General features: G+C 61.3%; 18 protein-coding genes. 12 read left to right on the forward strand and 6 right to left on the reverse strand.

What is annotated here, in order from left to right:
- Positions 1-63: 63 nt before the first annotated feature.
- The 3 genes from MHM84_RS13455 to MHM84_RS13465 are packed head-to-tail and all read left to right on the forward strand — an operon-like array spanning position 64 to position 3097.
- Positions 64-2088 (forward strand): helix-turn-helix domain-containing protein, encoded by a 2025-nt coding sequence (locus MHM84_RS13455; protein WP_239266864.1) that lies wholly within the window; start codon positions 64-66, stop codon positions 2086-2088.
- Positions 2085-2786, forward strand: coding sequence for an AzlC family ABC transporter permease (locus tag MHM84_RS13460; protein ID WP_239266865.1), 702 nt, complete (start codon positions 2085-2087; stop codon positions 2784-2786). Before MHM84_RS13455 ends, MHM84_RS13460 begins: the two co-directional genes overlap by 4 nt.
- A complete protein-coding gene (locus tag MHM84_RS13465; RefSeq protein ID WP_239266866.1) occupies positions 2765-3097 on the forward strand; it encodes an AzlD domain-containing protein in 333 nt (110 codons plus the stop codon). The genes MHM84_RS13460 and MHM84_RS13465 overlap by 22 nt, the downstream gene beginning before the upstream one ends.
- Before the next feature lie 120 nt (positions 3098-3217).
- On the opposite strand, the gene MHM84_RS13470 is transcribed toward MHM84_RS13465, so the two are convergent.
- Positions 3218-5212 carry a sigma-54-dependent Fis family transcriptional regulator gene (locus MHM84_RS13470; protein ID WP_239266867.1) on the reverse strand — a complete coding sequence of 665 codons (1995 nt, stop codon included), beginning with the start codon at positions 5210-5212 and terminating at the stop codon, positions 3218-3220.
- Positions 5213-5554: 342 nt separating this feature from the next.
- On the opposite strand from MHM84_RS13470, the gene MHM84_RS13475 reads away from it, so the two are divergent.
- Entirely contained in the window at positions 5555-7351 is a 1797-nt protein-coding gene (locus MHM84_RS13475) for an NAD(P)/FAD-dependent oxidoreductase (RefSeq protein ID WP_239266868.1), read from the forward strand.
- Between the two features lie 216 nt (positions 7352-7567).
- Here MHM84_RS13475 and MHM84_RS13480 read toward each other — a convergent pair whose 3' ends face one another.
- Together MHM84_RS13480 and MHM84_RS13485 are read right to left on the reverse strand one after the other, a co-directional pair.
- Positions 7568-7786 carry a 4-oxalocrotonate tautomerase family protein gene (locus MHM84_RS13480; RefSeq protein WP_239266869.1) on the reverse strand — a complete coding sequence of 73 codons (219 nt, stop codon included), beginning with the start codon at positions 7784-7786 and terminating at the stop codon, positions 7568-7570.
- A 27-nt stretch (positions 7787-7813) separates the two neighbouring features.
- Entirely contained in the window at positions 7814-8554 is a 741-nt protein-coding gene (locus tag MHM84_RS13485) for an SDR family oxidoreductase (protein WP_239266870.1), read from the reverse strand.
- Positions 8555-8667: 113 nt separating this feature from the next.
- On the opposite strand from MHM84_RS13485, the gene MHM84_RS13490 reads away from it, so the two are divergent.
- The 5 genes from MHM84_RS13490 (at position 8668) to MHM84_RS13510 (ending at position 11761) form a co-directional block, all read left to right on the forward strand.
- Positions 8668-9582, forward strand: a complete 915-nt coding sequence (locus tag MHM84_RS13490) for a LysR family transcriptional regulator (RefSeq protein ID WP_239266871.1) — start codon at positions 8668-8670, stop codon at positions 9580-9582.
- A 117-nt stretch (positions 9583-9699) separates the two neighbouring features.
- Positions 9700-10101 carry a hypothetical protein gene (locus tag MHM84_RS13495; RefSeq protein WP_239266872.1) on the forward strand — a complete coding sequence of 134 codons (402 nt, stop codon included), beginning with the start codon at positions 9700-9702 and terminating at the stop codon, positions 10099-10101.
- 146 nt (positions 10102-10247) lie between these two features.
- Entirely contained in the window at positions 10248-10526 is a 279-nt protein-coding gene (locus MHM84_RS13500; protein ID WP_239266873.1) for a hypothetical protein, read from the forward strand.
- 150 nt (positions 10527-10676) lie between these two features.
- Complete coding sequence (locus MHM84_RS13505) at positions 10677-11144, forward strand: copper chaperone PCu(A)C (RefSeq protein WP_239266874.1); 468 nt, start codon at positions 10677-10679, stop codon at positions 11142-11144.
- 23 nt (positions 11145-11167) lie between these two features.
- Entirely contained in the window at positions 11168-11761 is a 594-nt protein-coding gene (locus tag MHM84_RS13510; protein ID WP_239266875.1) for an SCO family protein, read from the forward strand.
- A 42-nt stretch (positions 11762-11803) separates the two neighbouring features.
- Here the strand turns inward: MHM84_RS13510 and MHM84_RS13515 are convergent, their stop codons facing one another.
- Positions 11804-12109, reverse strand: coding sequence for a nucleotidyltransferase domain-containing protein (locus MHM84_RS13515; RefSeq protein ID WP_239266876.1), 306 nt, complete (start codon positions 12107-12109; stop codon positions 11804-11806).
- A gap of 104 nt (positions 12110-12213) precedes the next feature.
- Entirely contained in the window at positions 12214-13989 is a 1776-nt protein-coding gene (locus MHM84_RS13520) for a mechanosensitive ion channel domain-containing protein (RefSeq protein WP_239266877.1), read from the reverse strand.
- Positions 13990-14333: 344 nt separating this feature from the next.
- On the opposite strand from MHM84_RS13520, the gene MHM84_RS13525 reads away from it, so the two are divergent.
- From MHM84_RS13525 to MHM84_RS13535, 3 genes are all read left to right on the forward strand, one after another.
- Entirely contained in the window at positions 14334-14774 is a 441-nt protein-coding gene (locus MHM84_RS13525; RefSeq protein ID WP_239266878.1) for a DUF2231 domain-containing protein, read from the forward strand.
- Entirely contained in the window at positions 14771-16198 is a 1428-nt protein-coding gene (locus tag MHM84_RS13530; RefSeq protein ID WP_239266879.1) for a sorbosone dehydrogenase family protein, read from the forward strand. The genes MHM84_RS13525 and MHM84_RS13530 overlap by 4 nt, the downstream gene beginning before the upstream one ends.
- Positions 16199-16563: 365 nt before the next feature.
- Positions 16564-17649: a beta-propeller fold lactonase family protein gene (locus tag MHM84_RS13535; protein ID WP_239266880.1), complete on the forward strand. Its 1086-nt coding sequence runs from the start codon at positions 16564-16566 to the stop codon at positions 17647-17649.
- Between the two features lie 44 nt (positions 17650-17693).
- Here MHM84_RS13535 and MHM84_RS13540 read toward each other — a convergent pair whose 3' ends face one another.
- Entirely contained in the window at positions 17694-18089 is a 396-nt protein-coding gene (locus MHM84_RS13540; protein WP_239266881.1) for a hypothetical protein, read from the reverse strand.
- Positions 18090-18164: the final 75 nt, after the last annotated feature.

Here is an 18164-nt window from a genome sequence, read left to right on the forward strand (position 1 = left end):
GTGTTGCGTTAACGACTCAGTCGTTCTATAAAAAGAACAATATAACTTTAACAGGGACGATTCATGAGCCTGCTGCCTATCCTAGCTCGCAACCTCGAGCTCGCTCGCAGCCGGAGCGGGTTGACGCTTTCAGGCCTTGCGCAGCGCTCCGGCATCGCCAAATCGACATTGTCGAGAATGGAAGCAGGCCAAGGAAATCCAACGATAGATACATTATGGGCGCTGGCCAACGCGCTTGACGTCCCCTTCGGCTCGCTGCTTACGCCATCCGATGAGACAGGCCCTCGTTTCGAGGAGGCTTTGACGGGCCAGGGCGCCAGCGTTCGTTTTATAGAACGAAGCAGCGCCTCGCCACTTATCGAAACCTACATTCTCGAATTGGCTCCAGGCCATCTCAAGACTTCATCGGCCCATGCCCCAGGGGTCAAAGAGAAGATCGTGGTATTGCAGGGGGAAATGCTGGTCGGCGATGCAACTCGCCCCAAACGGGTCCGCGCGGGAGAAGCTTACGACTACGAGGCCGATGTAGCCCATGTCTACGGTGCTGCGGGGCATTCAACCAGGGCAATGGTATTCATCGAATACCCTGAACTGGGCCATAGCGGACAGGAATTGGGCCAGGTCATGGACTGGCCGATGACGGAGCGGGCATGGGAGGGGGCTAAAAGCCTGATTCATCGGCACGCCATTGAGGCGACGCAGGGCATCAACGGTACGTTGCTGCGCTTTCGAAACGCGCCCGAAAGCACCACCCTCGTACAAGAGGAAATCTCCAGACACGCCTGCCTGGCTACGGGCGACTATCGCTGGCCGCTTTTTCACGCCTGTGGAAGAGACGACCTCGGAGCCTATCTGGCATTCATTCCGCTTCACGCGACCTCCGCCTTCAAGGCCGTTGCTCCCCAGACCGAGGAGGATACGATACTGGCTCGGGCCCAGGGTTTGGCCCGCATGGCCGAAGATTTCTTATTGCCCATACAGGATGGGCAACGGCAGGCGATCGCCGATCGAACCCAATCCCCTTCGATGACTCTTTCCTGCCTAGCGGCGGAAATTGCACTGCAACGAGGCGACCCTCGGCTTCCCCATGGGCTGTCACCGAAAGGAGCCTTCGAAGAGCGGCATGCGCCCTCTGAAGACGAAGAAGCCTTTTCCAGCCGAGTCGATGTCGATCATTACGCTGCCTTCGAGCTGCTGCACCCGGGCTATGCACGCCAGGTCGTCGCCATGGCAGAGGACATCAGGCATTCCACTCGTCTGGATCAGGCTCACGAAGCCATTGATATTGGTACGGGCCCTGGCTCGGCCTTGCTCATGCTGCGAGAACTGCTTCCCGAGCTTGACGTCACTGCGATTGAACCCGACGACACGGCCTTTCATTACCTGACTGCCAATTTTTCGCATGACGAAAAGGTCAAGCCACACCAAGCCGGCTTCCTGGACGTCGACATCCCTCCGGCATCTACGCATTTGATAACGTCAGTCGGCGCGTCTCACCACTTCAATACGGCGTTCATGCTTCAGAAGGCCATGTCATTGCTGTCTCCGGGAGGAATACTCTGTATCGCCGATGAGTTCCTGCCCGATTTTCATGACCAGGACTCTCGTCAGAGAGGACTCGTCCTGCATCACAGTGCGTATTTGCTTGCCAGCATGGCATGGTTTGGGCAGAGCGAGTCCGTCGACTACGGCGCCGGGGAACGAGACATCTTCGACGACATCAAGCATACCTTATGCCTGGCGACCCTCGACGCATCCCATGGCAAAACGACGAGAGCGGTCACTGCTTGCCGCAACCTTCTTTCCCGAGTGCAGAAGCCCATTCAGGATTTGTCATCGACTGGTTCGCTTGGAGTCTACCTCCGCTTCTTCCGCCTTGAGCTTCAAGCCATGGTGGCCGGCTTCGATTATGAAGTGGAGCGCAAGACACATGCCCGTCGCTTCAATGAGCTAGCCCTTCTGTGCGGCCTCGAGCCCATCAGGCATCGTCGGGTGTTCGCCACTGTCGGAGCCGAAGAATGGCAAGGCGGCACCCACGTCTTCACCTTTCGCAAACCCAGCAACGGGCCCAAGGAGAAAGCGCCATGAAAGCTTTTTTCCAAGGCTTGGCTGACAGTGCCTCCATCGGCGTGGGTTATTTGCCCATCGCCTTCTCTTTTGGCCTGACGGCGTTACAGGCGGGACTCAGCCCGGCATCCACGCTACTCATCTCTGTCACGGTTTTTGCCGGTGCCAGCCAGTTCGTGCTGATCACCTTGCTGACCTCCGGCGCCGGCCTGATCGGTACGCTCGGCACGGTTCTGCTGATGAACGCTCGGCACCTGTTTTACGGGCCCGCGTTAATGCCTCGGCTGGCTTCGGAAGGCAGACAACTCCCCTCACCATTGCTGGCTTTCGGACTCACGGATGAAGTGTTTGCCGCCGCATCGAGCCGACTCGAGCGGATCGCTCCCAGCTCACGGCACGCCTGGTATCTCGGTTTGCAAACGGGGGCCTACCTGACTTGGGTGTTGGGTACGCTGCTGGGCGTCACCCTGGGCAAACATGTCGGCACCCTGCCCGGCGTCATCGAAGACACCCTGAGCTTCGTGCTACCGGCGCTGTTTTTCGCGCTACTGCTGGAAATCGGCGTGAAGGCTTGGGCAGGAACCATACTGATCACTGCCCTAGCGACGGCTCTGCTGATGATGGTGCTACCTAGCCACCATGCGCTGGCGCTGGGGCTACTTACCGGTGCAGCGCTTTCAGCCAAGCGGAGGAGAACATGCTCTCAAGCCTCGACATGATCATTCTTCTCTGTGGGTTGGCGACCTTCCTGTTGCGTTGGGTACCGATATGGCAAAGCCGACCCCAAAAGACGTTCAACATGCCGTCAGCGTTACGAAGAATGCTGGAAGCGATAGGACCTGCTGCCATCGCATCGCTGCTCGTGGTCTCGCTGCTGCCTCTGCTGTCGGTGCATAACGGCAAGCACCTGAGCATCATTGCCGCCCTGGCCGCAATTGGGATTTACAAACATTGGCGGGGCGGCATCGCCGGCCCGACGCTCCCGGGAGCGCTCACATATGGGGCCTGCCAGTATCTTGCCACGGCATAAATCGGCCATATGAATTCGGCGTTCCTATTGCGTATAGAAATTGTCTCTCGTACGCCAACCTGCCATTAAAATCCCATCGACCAGATCAGTCATGCCTAGCGTGATCAGAATCATGCACCATTACATGCTTTTCCCCGCCTCCAGTAAGGCACCTGCCTCACGCCGGTTGGGCGGCACCAGCCCGTGGCGGCGCATGCGCCGGTAGACGGTGGGTCGTGACACGCCGAGCCGGCGCGCCACGAGACTGACGTTCCAGCCGGTCTCCTGCAGCAACGCATGCAGTGCCTGGGCGTCGTCGTCATCGGCACTTGCCGGCTGCGGCGTGGCATCGATGACCTGCGGCGCGATGGCCAGCCCGCCCTGGCACTCCTCCGGCAGGTCGTGGACAGTGATTTCCTCGCCATCGACCGTGGCCAGGGCGAAGCCCAGCGCATTGCGCAACTGGCGAATGTTGCCCGGCCAGGCATAGGCCAGCAGCGCACTCATGGCATCGGCGCGCAGCCTCACCTTGCTGTCGCGATCGGCCACCAGCGCCTCGTAGACGCTGCGGATCACATAATGCCTGTCGGCACGATCGCGCAGCGCCGGCAGGCGCAGTTGCGCGCCGTTGAGCCGGTAATAGAGATCCTCGCGAAAGCGCCCGTTGGCGATCAGCTCGCGCATGTCGCGGTGGGTGGCGGTGATCACGCGCAGGTCGACGCGCACGGCCTTTTCGGCGCCCAGCGGCATCACCTCGCGCTCGGCCAGCACACGCAGCAGGCGGGTCTGCAACGCCAGCGGCATGTCGCCGATCTCGTCGAGGAACAGCGTGCCGCCATCGGCCTGCTGGATCAGCCCGCGCATGCCCTTGCTGCGCCCTCCTGTGAAGGCCCCCGGCAGGTAGCCGAACAGTTCGCTCTCGATCAACGACTCGGGAATCGCCGCACAGTTGACCGCCACGAACGGGCCGTCGGCGCGGCTGCCGCTGTCGTGCAGGGCACGTGCCAGCACTTCCTTGCCGGTTCCGGTCTCGCCGGTAATCAGCACACTGACCGTCTCGTTGCGTAGTCGCCGCGCCAGCTTGAGCACGCGGTGCATGGCCGGGTCGTCCGAGGCCAGCCGGTCCAGCGCCGGGACCGGCGTGGGCGACGGCGTCACGGCCCGCGGCGCCAGGCGCCGGCTGCGCGGCTCGACCAAGGTGACAAAGCACGTGGTGTCGTTGGCGCGCACGCGAAAGGCGCGAATCTGGTCCTCGCGCGTGGCGGGAATACTCAACAGGTCGCCGAGTTCGGCCTCGAAGAGTTGCGTGGCCGACGGCACCCAGCCCGGCGTCCAGGCCGGCCAGCGGCGCAGGTGCGCGTCGAGCAGGGAGCGTCCCTCGCCATTGGCGGCGATCACGCTGCCGTCCTCCTCGATGGCGATCAGGCCGCGACCGTTGAGATGCACGAACTCGCGGGCAGTATCGAAGCGCAGGATCAGGCAGTCACGATAGCGATGCAGGAAATAGGCGTCCTCGATCATGCGGGCGTAGAGACTGACCAGCGACAGCCCGAAATTCTGGCTCTCGTGGCTGCGCGGTGACTGCAACGCCGAGATGTCCAGCACGGCAATGACGTTGCCCTGCGGATCGGTAATCGGCGCTGCCGTGCAGGTCAGACTGATATGCGTAGCGTCGAAGTGCTCGCTCTGGTGGCAAGTGATGGCCTGGGCATCGTGCACGCAGGTGCCCACCGCGCAGGTGCCCGCGTAACGCTCGTCCCAGTCGGCGCCCAGGTAGAGCCCGGCCTTGCGCAGGGCCGGGTCCTGGCCGGGTTGGCCACGAAAGTCCACGGTAATGCCGCGTCGGTCGGTCAGCAGCAGCACATAGCCCAGCGGGGCGATCTGGGCAAAGAGCTGGTCGACGCCGGCCCGGGCCACGTGCAGCAGCTCGTCCACCGGCTCGCGGTGCTCCTTGAGGGCCTGCTGGGTCAGCACGCGTACCGGCCGGGGCCGCCCCGGATCGAGACGATACTCGCCTACACAGCGCTCCCAGGAGCGCCGGATCACCTCGCGGCAGCCATCCAGATGCTTTGCCTGTCCTTCACTGAGGCGAATCAGGGTTTCGATATGCTGGCGTTGTTCGTGGCGTAGCTGCATCGCTGCCTCTCCGTGCCCGCCTCGTCGAGCTACCTGTTGTCAGCGCTGGCGGGCCTTGTTGTTGTGTGGCAGTCCCATGTTCAGCCTATGCCGCCCGGGCCGGGAGTCAATCGGCACGCCCTTCGCCCTTGGTCGAGCGTTACACATGTAACGCCGTGGCCGGCACGTTACATGACAGGTGTCACATCGATGGCGAGCACGGTCCCTAGTGCTGTGGCCACTCCCATCTTCTCTTCTGTGAATTTTCAGCCACTTGGCACTCTTTGCCGTGCTTGCACCGCCGCTGGCACGTTTCCTGCCATGGCAGGGGCGTGTCACCCATGAACAATGCGGAGAACAACGATGACGACACGCACGCCAACCCAGCAAGTCCAACATTGGCTGGACGATTTCGAGAGCGCCCTGGAGCAACGCGATATCGAACGGGTCATGGACCTGTTCAACGAGGAGTGCTACTGGCGCGACCTGGTCGCCTTCACCTGGAATATCAAGACCCTGGAGGGCAAGGACGCCATCCAGTCGATGCTCAATGCCACGCTGGGCGAAACCCGCCCGTCGAACTGGCGGATCGACGGCGAGGCCACCGAGACCGATGGCGTGACCGAGGCCTGGTTCACCTTCGAGACCGGCGTCGCCCGCGGCAAGGGCTTTCTGCGCCTGAAGGACGGCATGTGCTGGACACTGCTGACCACCATGCAGGAGCTCAAGGATTACCCCGAGCCGCGCGGTCTGCATCGCCCCAAGGGCGCCGAACACGGCGCCAACAAGTCACGCGAGACCTGGCTGGAGTCGCGCCAGCGCGAGGAGCGCGAACTCGGCTACAGCCGCCAGCCCTACTGCGTGATCATCGGCGGAGGACAGGGTGGTATCGGCCTCGCCGCACGCCTGCGCCAGCTCAACGTGCCGACCATCGTCCTCGACAAGCACCCGCGCCCCGGCGATGCCTGGCGCAACCGCTACAAGTCGCTGTGCCTGCACGATCCGGTGTGGTACGACCACCTGCCCTACATTCCTTTCCCCGAGAACTGGCCGGTGTTCGCGCCCAAGGACAAGATCGGCGACTGGCTGGAGATGTACACCAAGATCATGGAACTCAACTACTGGAGTTCCACTGAGTGCGAGGATGCCAGCTTCGATGAGGCCAGCGGCGAGTGGACGGTGAACGTCAACCGCGACGGCGAGCGAGTCACCCTCAGGCCCAAGCAGTTGATCCTGGCCACTGGCATGTCGGGCATGCCCAACGTGCCACACTTCCCTGGGGCCGAGACCTTCGAGGGCGAGCAGCAACACTCCAGCCAGCACCCGGGGCCGGATGCCTATCGCGGCAAGAAGGTGATCGTGGTGGGCGCCAACAACTCCGCCCACGACATCTGCGCGGCGCTGTGGGAAAACGACGCCGACGTGACCATGCTGCAGCGCTCCTCCACGCACGTGGTGAAGTCCGACTCGCTGATGGAACACGCCCTCGGCCCGCTCTACTCCGAAGAAGCGGTGAAGAGTGGCATCACCCACGACAAGGCCGACCTGATCTTCGCCTCGATTCCCTACAAGCTGTTGCCCGACTTCCAGCGCCCCGCTTTCGACCAGATTCGCGAACGCGACGCCGCGTTCTACAAGAAACTCGAGGACGCCGGTTTCATGCTCGACTTCGGCGACGACGACTCGGGGCTGTTTCTCAAGTACCTGCGCCGCGGCTCCGGCTACTACATCGACGTGGGTGCCTGCGACCTGGTCGCCAACGGCGAGATCAAGCTGCGCAGCGGTGTAGGCATCGAGCGCATCAACCCGCGCTCGGTGACGCTCACCGACGGCACCGAACTGCCCGCCGACCTGATCGTCTACGCCACCGGCTACGGCTCCATGAACGGCTGGGCGGCACGCATCATCTCGCAGGAGGTCGCCGACAAGGTCGGCAAATGCTGGGGACTGGGCTCCGACACCACCAAGGACCCGGGCCCGTGGGAAGGCGAACTGCGCAACATGTGGAAGCCCACCCAACAGGAGGCGCTGTGGTTCCACGGCGGCAACCTGCACCAGTCACGCCACTACTCGCAGTACCTGGCGCTGCAGCTCAAGGCGCGCATGGAGGGCATCCCCACCCCCGTATACGGCCTGCAGGAAGTCCATCACCTGGCCTGAAACGACACGGGCCGGTACCCAATACAGGCCCGCATCAGGGCAAGGTGATAATCATCATGCAGCCCAGCACATGACGGCACGAGGGCATAGAAGACGATGAAAGGCCACCAGGCGGCAGCAACCGCCGCCTGGTGGTGGTGTGACCCAACGACACCGCCCGGCAAGTGGGCGACGCCACCGGACAAAACCGGCAAGGTCATACGTCACTATCTCACGCTACGTATTCCTGACGGTTAATCCCATCTTCTCCAGTGTTAGCGTTTCATCCGCCCGTCCCCAGCCGCCATCGGCGACTTCCTCGACCAGCACCATGGTATAGGGACGAACGTCTTCGCCGAAGTACTCAACGAACATCGCGGTAGTGCGATGAATGATCTCCTCCTTGCGGGCATGATCGAGAATGCCTTCGGGAAACTTGTAGTTGGCAAATGGCATGAGCGTCTCCTTCCGGATATTCGATTGTCAGACCATACCGCCGTTGACGCGCAGAACCTGGCCATTGACCCAGCGACCCTGCGGTCCGGCCAGAAACGCCACGACATCGGCGACCTCTTCCGGCTGACCCAGGCGCCCGAACGGAGCCAAGGCAGCGATCTGTGCGACCTGCTCGTGGGTTTTACCTTCGAAGAACATCTCCGTGGCCACGGGGCCGGGTGCCACGGCATTGACGGCGATCTCACGGCCGCGCAGCTCATTGGCGAGCACTTTCACCAACCCTTCGACGCCTGCCTTGCTGGCGATATAGGCTCCGTACCCGGGAAACGATTTGCCGAGCACCGAGGAAGAAAAGGCAATGATTCGACCGCCCTCGCTCAGCGTTTCGGCCGCCTTTGCCATGACCAGCCAGTTGCCACGGAGATTGGTCGCGAGCGTGCTGTCGAGCACCTCGACATTCTCGGTGGTGATGTTGCCCATCTTTAGGACGCCGGCGCTATTGACCACCACGTCGAGACGGCCGAAGGCTTCCTGTGTTGCAGCAAACAGATGCTCAACTGTTGCGGGGTCCGCAACATCCCCCTGTATCGCCATCGCCCGGCCCCCCGAGGCCTCGATCTCGGCGACGACGTCATTGGCACGCTGGGTATTGCCGGCGTAGTTGACGCTGACGGCAAAACCCTCGGCGGCCAGTTTCAAGGCAACGGCACGGCCGATGCCGCGCGAAGCGCCAGTGACGATGGCCACGCGTTCATTGGTATGCGTCATGATCGGGTTCCTGTCTTGTAGATATTCAACACGGAAACCAGTATCGCGATTCATAAGGCATAAATAATCGGCGTTATACTGACAACACCATTCACTCAGTCACAACAATGCTCATGGATCGCTTCGACTCACTGGCGCTGTTTACCCGCATCGTCGAGACCGGCAGTTTCACCCGCGCCGCCAACGGCCTGGAGATTCCCCGCGCCACGGCCACCCTGGCCATTCAGCAGCTCGAAGCGCGCCTGGGTGCCCGGTTGCTGGAGCGCACCACCCGCCAAGTACGCCCCACCCCGGAAGGCCAGGCTTTCTATGAGCGCTGCGTGCATGTACTCAGTGAACTCGAGGAAGCCGAGGCGGCCATCAAGCCCATCGCTACCAATCCAAGAGGCGTGCTGAGAGTAGAGATGCATGGCGCACAGGCACAGCAAATCGTGTTGCCGCGCATCCAGGAGTTTCGCCGCCGCTATCCGAGGCTGGATGTGGTGCTTACCAGCGGCGACCGTCGGGTGGATCTGGTCGGGGAAGGCATCGACTGCGCCCTTCGCGCCGGCGTGCCGGAGGATTCCAGCTTGGTCGCCCGCAAGCTGGCCGAACTGTCGCAGGTGATCTGCGCCAGCCCGGACTATCTGTCCCGCGCTGGCTACCCTTGCCATCCCGGCGAACTGAGAGACCATCAGGTGGTGCGCTTCTTCTCCGGCAGCAATGCCGTCGACAGTACCCTGGATGTGATCGTGAACGGTCGGAGCCAGTCCTTCGAGGCTGGCGGCTGGATGACGGTCAACGACGCCTCGAGCTATGTGGCTGCCGCCCTGAATGGATGCGGGCTGATTCAGTTGCCGCGCTTTCATGTCGAACGCATGCTCGAGTGTGGCGAGCTGGAGGAAGTACTCGCCGACTGGGACAAGCCGGCGCTGCCGCTGTGGGCGATCTACCCGCAGCGACGCCAGCTCTCGCCACGCGTACGGGTATTCATTGACTGGGCGGCGGCGGTGTATGGCGAGCGCTTCGACCGCGACCGTTCAGCATGAGCAGCCGGCGGGCCCGAGGTGACGAAAAGAGAAGCGAGCCACTTGGGCAATTGACAGGAAGCAACACATCAACAACAATGCGAATTAGTATCATTAATGTTAATCATGGTGTTGCTCATGACGGCAGAGCGTTCCCAGCTGTATTACACCTGTGTCTTTCTGCATGTCTCCTTTCAAGCGATCCAGGCCTCGGTGATGACCTCGTCCCGGGAAGACGACACGCCGTGCTGGCTGGATGCGCAACTGCTCCAGATGCTCTCCGGTGAACTACAGCGCTGCCGCCAAGAGGCCGCCCCGTTCAGGGAGGTCAGCCAAGCGTTGGATACCGCCATCTACCATTGCAGCCTGCTGATGGCGCAATGCCCCGCTTCAGTCAATCGCCGGCTCTGCCAACATCACCTCGAGGCGATCATGTCGCCGCTCAAGCTCGCCACGGATCGACTATCGGGCAACGCCACTCGGGCCACGACCAGCCACGCATCTCCGGGCCAGCGACTGCGTAGCTGGCTGGGTTGGTAATACACCGTTCGCTGCGACCAAACGCCACAGCCCTACAGCCATGCTCAGCTTGTCCATCGGCTCACGGCCCATATAACATTCCACGCATGCCTAACTCTCGATCCTTTATACTGCTGATTGTCTTTCCGGTGGTCCTGCTATTGGTCTTGGCCGCCGCCATCTTCGGCGGGCAAGGTATCGCCGACCACTTCCGCGATCGCGGGATTCAGCAGGCCATAGCGGCAACGCTCGAGACGTCCAGCGAGGTTAAACTCGCCAATCTTCAGAAGGTGAAAGCGGGCTATGCGGTCTGTGGCTTGTACCGTACGAGCGACTCGCCGAACAGCTATGCCTCCTTTTTCTATGACACCCTCAGCGACCGCCTAACGCTGGATGTCAACTCTCGCCAATTCCAGACTTACTGCAACTTATTGGACTTCTGTTGAGCCTGACCGCTCGCTATCTTCCGCCATCGCGCAAGACATCCACTGGCAACATTCATCGCGCCTGACGTGTGCCGAGACCGAGGCGCTATCGATACAGCACTTGCCTGGCCTGACCGGGGAGCCGGTGGCCCAACACGGAGAACGCACATCATGGCAAACGAAAGACAAGCCGGCCGGCTGCAACGACTCGCTCATCGACTTGCCTGGGGGCCGCTGGCGCTGCTGCTATTGGCAAGCGTCGCCCAGGCCAGCGACTTGGAGGTCACTGACGCCCGGCTGAGCTTGCTGCCAGGCGATATGCCTGGGGCCGGTTATTTTCGTTTGCATAATGCCGGCGATGAGCCTGCCATGCTGGTGAGTGCCGACAGCGATGCCTTCGACAGCGTCGAAATGCACAGGAGCATGAACGAGGACGGAATGGCCAGCATGCATGCGGTATCCCAGCTTGAGATTGCCCCCGGCGAGACACTCGAGTTCGCCCCCAGGGGCTATCACCTCATGTTCATGAAGCGTACACGTCCGCTGGCTGTCGGCGATCGGGTCGAAGTCGTTTTAGAGTTCGACGGGGAAGAACCTCTCCCCGTCACTTTTGACGTGGTATCGCCTGCCTCAATGTAACCTGGCATTTCAGGAAGACAGATATGGTTAAATGGTTACTCCCGATGCTCGCATCGCTATGGCTGACAGGCTGCGGCGATGAAATCTGGCGTACCGAGGACGTGTCGGAGTTCATGCCGCCCCTCGATTTCGAACTCACGGACGAAAATGGCCGGAACGTGAAGGCTGAGGACTACGCCGGAAAAACCACGCTCCTGTACTTCGGTTTTACTCACTGCCCCGACGTTTGCCCAGCATCCCTGGCAGGGCTCGCAGCCGCCACCCGACAAATCGACGAAGCGCTGCGTGACGACATTCAAGTGCTGTTCGTCTCGGTCGACCCCGCTCGCGATACCCCCGATGTCCTGAAGCGCTACACGGATATCTTCGGTCCGCAGTTTATTGGACTGACGGGCAGCACCGCCCAACTGGATGAGCTGACCAACCGTTATCGCGTCACTTACGAATACGGCGAGAAAGACCCTGAGGGCAACTATGACGTGCGCCACTCCAGTGCCGTTTTCGCCTTCGATTCGCAGGGAGAGGCCAAGCTGTTGATTCGCGACGACGACCCTATCCCCGCAGTGGCCGCCGATCTCAGCCGGCTGGCAGAACGAGGCGCGTCCTCCGAGAGCTGACGTATATTCGACAGGCTACACTCGGTCGTTGCCTCGGTTGCTTCACAACGGAATCGCCGTGTGCTCGGCAGCGGCAAAGATCGAAGGATGGGTGCTGCGTCCGGGATAGTCGATCAGCAGATCGATCTGCTGATCGCCCAAGGCTTGCTGTATCCGAACCTGAAAATCGATCTCGGCGCGGGCAATCGCGCAGGTATCGTAAATATCGGTTTCAATGAACAGGTCAATGTCTCCCCCTCGTGCCCTGTCGTCGGTACGCGAGCCGAACAGGCGGACACGAGACGACGCCCCGAAGCACTCGCTGGCAGCCCGACATATGACGCGGCGCTGGTAATCTGTCAGACGCATCAGGTCGGCTCCCAACGGGGTTAGGCATGAAGAATAGACCAACCGCCTAAATATCGCCCATCGAGGCGCCAGGCGGTGGCATTCACCGCCACCTGGCGGTTGCCTCACTCGGACTCGGAGGCGCTTTCTTCTGCTCCACTCTCCGTGCCGTTCATGCGGGTGGTTGCACTTTCGCCGCGCGCGATATCCTGATGGCTGATGACCACCACCTCTCTCGGCCACCATTCGGGATAGTTGTCGCGAACGAAGGCCAGCAGTTTTTCCCTGACATTCATTTCCGCGCCCCAGCCGGACATCGGGTCGGTGGTCATGAGGTAGCAGGTGACCGTCAGCGCCGTCCCGGTCTGTCCCGTCACGTAACACAGCAGCTTGTGGTGCTCGATGACGCTGTCTTCCTCCTTGGCGTACTCGATGAACTTTTCACGTATGCACTCTATGTCCGCGCTCAAGTGCAGAATCATCTCCAGGCTGCGGTACTCCTTGGCACTCTTGACTGAGAAATTCTCGAAAGGTCTGGAGACAAAGTAGGTGACCGGCACGATCAGGCGACGTTCATTCCATACTCTCAAGCGGATGAAGGTATAGAAGATGCCCTCCACGTAGCACCACTGGCCTTCGAACATCACCAGATCGCCGATGCGGATGGGCTTGGCCAACGACACCTGAAACGACGAGATGATATTGCCAAGCACGGCCTGGCCCGCAATACCGATGAGTACGGTCAATACACTGGCCGACGCCAGCAGAGACAAGCCCAGCGACTCGAAGATCTGGATCTGACTAAGCACGTAAATCGATACGGCAGTGACCATGATCAGAATGATGACCCGGCGCAATGCGTAGAGCGACGTCAGTAACTTACGCTCGTCCTTGGGCTTGGTGTCATCGATCTGTCCTACAAGGCGCCGCGTCATTCTCAACATGATGGTATCGATGAGACGCAGCGCCACCGCACCGGCTCCCCAGGCCAGGATAGCGATCAACAACACCCGGAAGGACGTGGTTATCACGGCCGAGAAAGACACCACATAGTCGAGCAGCGCCTGGGTCACCAGCGACATGACGATCAGCGCCAAGGGCCCTCTGATCCGTCTGGCAAAGATGCTGGGTGAGCCGTAAGGCAACCGGTCCGCTATCAGCCCGACCAGGCTGTAGATTCCCCAGCCCAACAGGCCAATCGCCAGCAGCACGATAGGAATGGCTATCCATTCCCAAATCCTGAGCGGCCCGAACGAGGCCTTGAAACGCTCGGGGATATATTCCTCCAGCAATGAAGGGCCATATTGCTCATAAAGCGCCGGTATCGATGACACGATGTCCGGCATGATCAACCAGACCGGATCCGCATCGCCCACCCGGTAGCGGCCCAGCCGAACGTCATAGGCTTCGCCATCGGCCGTCAATGAGGCCAACTGGATATTGCGGCGTGGCTTGCCGGCCAGGGGATTCTGACTCGTCGGAGACATGATGGCCGCATCCTGGCGCCCCGAGAGACTGGAGACATTCAGCCATTCGCCTCGTTGGAGGACCTCGGCGAGTTGTCTGGCTAACTCAGGCCCGCGTTCCTGTTGCTCCTCCGGGGGTAGCCCGGAAAGGTTGATGACATGTGCCGCCGCCGCATACTTGTTCTGTTCGGTCAGCTCCAGGAAGTTGCGGATCGCTTCGCGTGGCGTCCCTCGCTCGAGCCCCTCGGGCACTTCGCCAAGTCCCTCGTTCAACGACTCGACAGAGAACCATGGTTCCTGCCCGCTCTCGCTTCCCTGTGCCTGCGAGCCCCCCTGTCCCTGTATGCCTCCCTGCGTCTGCGCCACACACAGGCCGGAGAACATGAATGTCACCGCCAGCAATGCCGACAGCAACCACGAGCCGTTTAGTTTCATACGCACTTACCGATTCAGATGAACTATCCGTGTTTGTCACCTACCGGATCGCTCTCGATCCGGCCGGGCCTGCATCTGCACATCAGGCTACCCGAATCGGTGGCCGGTCGCAGTACAGCTTAGCGCTCAGGGTCTCGTTCAGCAGCAGACCGCGGGATTCAGGCTGGGTGGCAAGCGTCGGAAAATAGCTGAGCTTCCTCGCGCGACCGGCCGTGGGCGTCGCTTTGGTGAAGGCCTCACGAGTCAACTACACTCGCGTAACGCACGCGTTTTCAGCGCCGGGAAAGGCCCTGACCGCCTACGCGAAGTGCCTCCCCCTGCTCGATCAGCACAAGGAGTTTGCCGTGACAGCCACTGCCGAACGCACGACCGAACGAACGTATCGACGCGGATTGAATCCGCTGCATAGCCTATTGCTTGGCGGCACCTTTCCGCTCTTTCTCGGCGCAGCTTTGAGCGACTATGCCTACTCGCAGACGTACCTCATCCAGTGGAGCACCTTTGCTTCCTGGCTGATCGCGGGCGGTCTCGTCTTCAATGGTCTTGCGCTGCTTTGTGCGTTGATCGGCGTGTTTCGGGCCAGTGACCGGCGCCGCCTCGCTCTCGTGTACTTCTTCCTGCTGCTGATCACCTGGATACTGGGGTTCTTCAACGCGCTGGTTCACGCCCGGGACGCCTGGGGCATGATGCCCACGGGCTTCGTACTCTCGATCGTCGTCAGCGTACTGGCGTGTGTGGCGACCTGGATCGGTTTCTCTCGTCTCGGCGCCGGAGGTCATTCATGAGGTTTTCCCGCATTCGCGACGTCGCTCCTCTCTCGATGCCCCTGTTTGCGATGCCCCTGCTTGCGATGCTCCTGCTTGCCGGCGGTGCCAACGCCAACGCGGCGGAACCGGAAGCCGAGTACGGACCCAACCCGGACCTACCGGAACCGCAGCGCGGACTGTTGCCCGACATGACGATCCCCGAGCCGGCGCCATGGGGCGACCAGACACCGACGGTGCCCGATGGCTATTCGATCACTGCCATCGCCACCGACCTCAAGGTGCCGCGCCAGACACTGGTGCTGCCCAACGGAGACATCCTGGTGGCCGAGGGGAGCGGCGGCAACGCCCCGACATCGAAGCCCAAGGATGTCATTGCCGGGTACATCAAGGCCCAGGGGACCACCTCGGTCGAAAGCGGCGACCGGCTGACGCTGCTGCGCGACAACGACGGTGACGGCACCTATGAGGAACAGACCGTCTTCGCCGAGGACCTCAACGCACCGTACGGTCTCGCCCTGGTCGACGACGATCTCTACGTGGCCAACCAGGATGCGCTGGTGCGATTCGATTACCGGGAAGGCCAGACCCAGGCCAGCGGCCCGCCGGAAGTCGTGACGAAGCTACCGTCAGTGATCAATCATCACTGGACCAAGGCGATGACCGCGAGCGCGGACGGACGCTTTCTTTACGTCGGCATCGGCTCCAACAGCAACATCACCGAGCGCGGCATGGACGCGGAAGTCAATCGCGCCGAAATCTGGCAGATCGACGCCGAGACCGGCGCGCACCGGCCCTATGCCACCGGCCTGCGCAACCCTACTGCACTGACCATTCAGCCAGGGACCGATCAGCTCTGGGCAGTGGTGAACGAGCGCGACGAGCTCGGGCCGAATCTGGTGCCCGATTATCTCACCACCGTTCAGGAAGACGGCTTCTACGGCTGGCCCTACAGCTACTGGGGGCAGCACGTCGACCCACGCGTGCGGCCGCAGGATCCGGAGAAGGTGGAGTCGGCGATCTCGCCGGATTACAGCCTGGGCTCGCACGTCGCCCCGCTCGGCCTCGACTTCTCCACGCCCGCCGTGGGCGACGAATTCGCGGAGGGGGTGTTCATCGGTGAGCACGGTAGCTGGAACCGCGCGAATCCCGTGGGCTACAAGGTGGTCTTCGTGCCCTTCGAGAACGGCCAGCCTGCCGGCGACCCCGTCGACTTCGTGACCGGCTTCCTCACCAGCGACAGCAAAACGCGCGGTCGTCCGGTGGGTGTGACCGTTGCACCGGATGGATCGGTGATCGTCGCCGACGATCTGACCAATGCGGTTTGGCGGGTGACGCGGGATGGCGCCAATGCGCCGCAGGAGGAACCCGCCCCGCCTGAGGATGAACGCACTACGGCTGGAGAAGAATCTATGGCTGAAGATGAGTCCAACATATCCAGTTGAACGACTCATGAGTCGAAGATGGCTACGCGCATCGGTATCTTTCGTTGGTTGGCCGAGGCGGTGGCTGCCGGGGAGTTCGTGCACCGTTGAGCCTGACGGCAAATGGCGTTCGGTCCGGATGGCCCGCAGCGTTTCGAGCAGGGCGGCCACCCGTTACGCTTCGGCTAGCCTTCTTCGCGACGAGTCAATCACGCCGCCAGTGCACATAGCGCAGCGGCCATAACGCCGCAGACAGCGATGGCCAAGGGCACCACTGATGGGGCTCGGGGTCATCGAGCTACACGAGGATGGCGACGGCCAATACACTGAGGATACCCATGCAAAGGGTAGCCACGCTGGCAGCTAGCTTACTCACGGGATCTGCTATGTTGGATGCATGCCTGACGGCACAAGCCGCGACCTACGTTTATGTCTCCAATGCCGACGATGGCGTTATTGCGAGCTACGTTCTCGACCGCAACGCCGACAAGCTGATGCCGCTAGCGACCACCCAGGCCGGTGACATGGTCAAGCCAATGGCAGTGAGTCCCGATCGGCAATATCTGTACGCTTCGGTACGCAGCGAACCCTACCGGGTACTGACGTACCGCATCGATGCACAAAGCGGCACGCTGACTCAGCAAGGCAGCGCGTCACTGCCCGCCAGCATGGCCAACATCGACACCGACCAGAGCGGCGCCTACCTGTTAGCAGCGGCCTATGTGGGCGATGTGGTCAGTGTCAGTCCCATCGACGCCAGCGGTGTCGTTCAGGACTTCCAGCAGGTCGTTGCAACGGGCCACCACGCTCACGCCATGCATGCCTCACCGGACAACCGCTACGCCTTCGCCTCCAATCTGGGCGATGATCAGATTGCCCAATTCCGCTTCGACTCAAAAACGGGACAATTGGCCCCCAACGATCCCGGGGCAGCCGAGACGCCCGACAAGAGCGGACCTCGCCATTTCCTCTTCTCCCCCAATGGTCGCTATGTCTATGTTCTCGGCGAGTTCACCGGCGCCGTAACGACGTATTCCTACGCCCCCAGCACCGGCGCACTGACGCGCCAGTCAACCGAACTGGGCATTCCTGAAACGCTAAATCTTGCCCCGGGCATGGCACGGGAAACGATCGAAGAAGGCGACGACACGCCGCGCATATGGGCAGCCGACATCCAGATCACCCCCGACGGACGCCACGTCTACATCTCCGAGCGCACCAGAAGTATCATGAGTGCCTTCGAGGCCGATCCCGAGACCGGAAAACTCACCTACCTGCACAGCACCGAGGTGGAAACTCAGCCACGCGCTTTCCAGATCGATGCGACAGGAAATTACATGGTCGTGACGGGACAGCTCGACGATGAAGTGGGCCTTTATCGCATCAACTCCGAAGACGGCAAGATCGAGCTGGCCGACAAGGCCCCGACGGGTAAAAACGCCAATTGGGTCGAAATCGTATCGTACGACTGACGATGACCAAGGGATTCCTTGCCTGATGAAGAAGCCATGGCTGCCTACTCCTCCCGACCGCGGCGCAACTCCAGCCCCCTGACGATGACATAGGCGAGCAGAGCCACGATGAACACGATCAGGTACATCCAGGCGATGCTCTGGAGCGTCTCGATGATCGTGCGATAAATCTCCAGGGTCCAGCGCTCGGCAGTCAGTACCAGCACTTCGGCATCCCGGTGAGGTGCGCTGATATACCGCTCCAGGTCATAAATCCGCACCCCACCTGACACCCCGACCACGAAGCCGGCGAAGGTGATATACCGGTGCCAGGCGTCACTGATCTCATCCTTCACGATTCGCTCGAGAATCTTGCCGACAGGCTTGTTGAACAGCATCACCGCCCCTGTCGATACCGCGATCGCGATGCCCAGGGTAGCCAGCAGTAGCGTGAAGAACATTTGAATCCCTAGTATTGTCGGCCACAAGAGACGCATGGATCATGCCAAGCTTAGAATACAGGGCGAGCACCGGAT

Origin of the sequence: Halomonas sp. McH1-25 (assembly GCF_022348165.1) — a bacterium.
GTDB lineage: Bacteria > Pseudomonadota > Gammaproteobacteria > Pseudomonadales > Halomonadaceae > Modicisalibacter.

What these genes read in the sequence shown, in the direction of transcription:
- MHM84_RS13455 (WP_239266864.1), top strand. Translation starts at nt 64, where the DNA reads ATGAGCCTGCTGCCTATCCTAGCTCGCAACCTCGAGCTCGCTCGCAGC.
- MHM84_RS13460 (WP_239266865.1), top strand. Translation starts at nt 2,085, where the DNA reads ATGAAAGCTTTTTTCCAAGGCTTGGCTGACAGTGCCTCCATCGGCGTG.
- MHM84_RS13465 (WP_239266866.1), top strand. Translation starts at nt 2,765, where the DNA reads ATGCTCTCAAGCCTCGACATGATCATTCTTCTCTGTGGGTTGGCGACC.
- MHM84_RS13470 (WP_239266867.1), bottom strand. Translation starts at nt 5,212, where the DNA reads ATGCAGCTACGCCACGAACAACGCCAGCATATCGAAACCCTGATTCGC.
- MHM84_RS13475 (WP_239266868.1), top strand. Translation starts at nt 5,555, where the DNA reads ATGACGACACGCACGCCAACCCAGCAAGTCCAACATTGGCTGGACGAT.
- MHM84_RS13480 (WP_239266869.1), bottom strand. Translation starts at nt 7,786, where the DNA reads ATGCCATTTGCCAACTACAAGTTTCCCGAAGGCATTCTCGATCATGCC.
- MHM84_RS13485 (WP_239266870.1), bottom strand. Translation starts at nt 8,554, where the DNA reads ATGACGCATACCAATGAACGCGTGGCCATCGTCACTGGCGCTTCGCGC.
- MHM84_RS13490 (WP_239266871.1), top strand. Translation starts at nt 8,668, where the DNA reads ATGGATCGCTTCGACTCACTGGCGCTGTTTACCCGCATCGTCGAGACC.
- MHM84_RS13495 (WP_239266872.1), top strand. Translation starts at nt 9,700, where the DNA reads ATGACGGCAGAGCGTTCCCAGCTGTATTACACCTGTGTCTTTCTGCAT.
- MHM84_RS13505 (WP_239266874.1), top strand. Translation starts at nt 10,677, where the DNA reads ATGGCAAACGAAAGACAAGCCGGCCGGCTGCAACGACTCGCTCATCGA.
- MHM84_RS13510 (WP_239266875.1), top strand. Translation starts at nt 11,168, where the DNA reads ATGGTTAAATGGTTACTCCCGATGCTCGCATCGCTATGGCTGACAGGC.
- MHM84_RS13515 (WP_239266876.1), bottom strand. Translation starts at nt 12,109, where the DNA reads ATGCGTCTGACAGATTACCAGCGCCGCGTCATATGTCGGGCTGCCAGC.
- MHM84_RS13520 (WP_239266877.1), bottom strand. Translation starts at nt 13,989, where the DNA reads ATGAAACTAAACGGCTCGTGGTTGCTGTCGGCATTGCTGGCGGTGACA.
- MHM84_RS13530 (WP_239266879.1), top strand. Translation starts at nt 14,771, where the DNA reads ATGAGGTTTTCCCGCATTCGCGACGTCGCTCCTCTCTCGATGCCCCTG.
- MHM84_RS13535 (WP_239266880.1), top strand. Translation starts at nt 16,564, where the DNA reads ATGTTGGATGCATGCCTGACGGCACAAGCCGCGACCTACGTTTATGTC.
- MHM84_RS13540 (WP_239266881.1), bottom strand. Translation starts at nt 18,089, where the DNA reads ATGTTCTTCACGCTACTGCTGGCTACCCTGGGCATCGCGATCGCGGTA.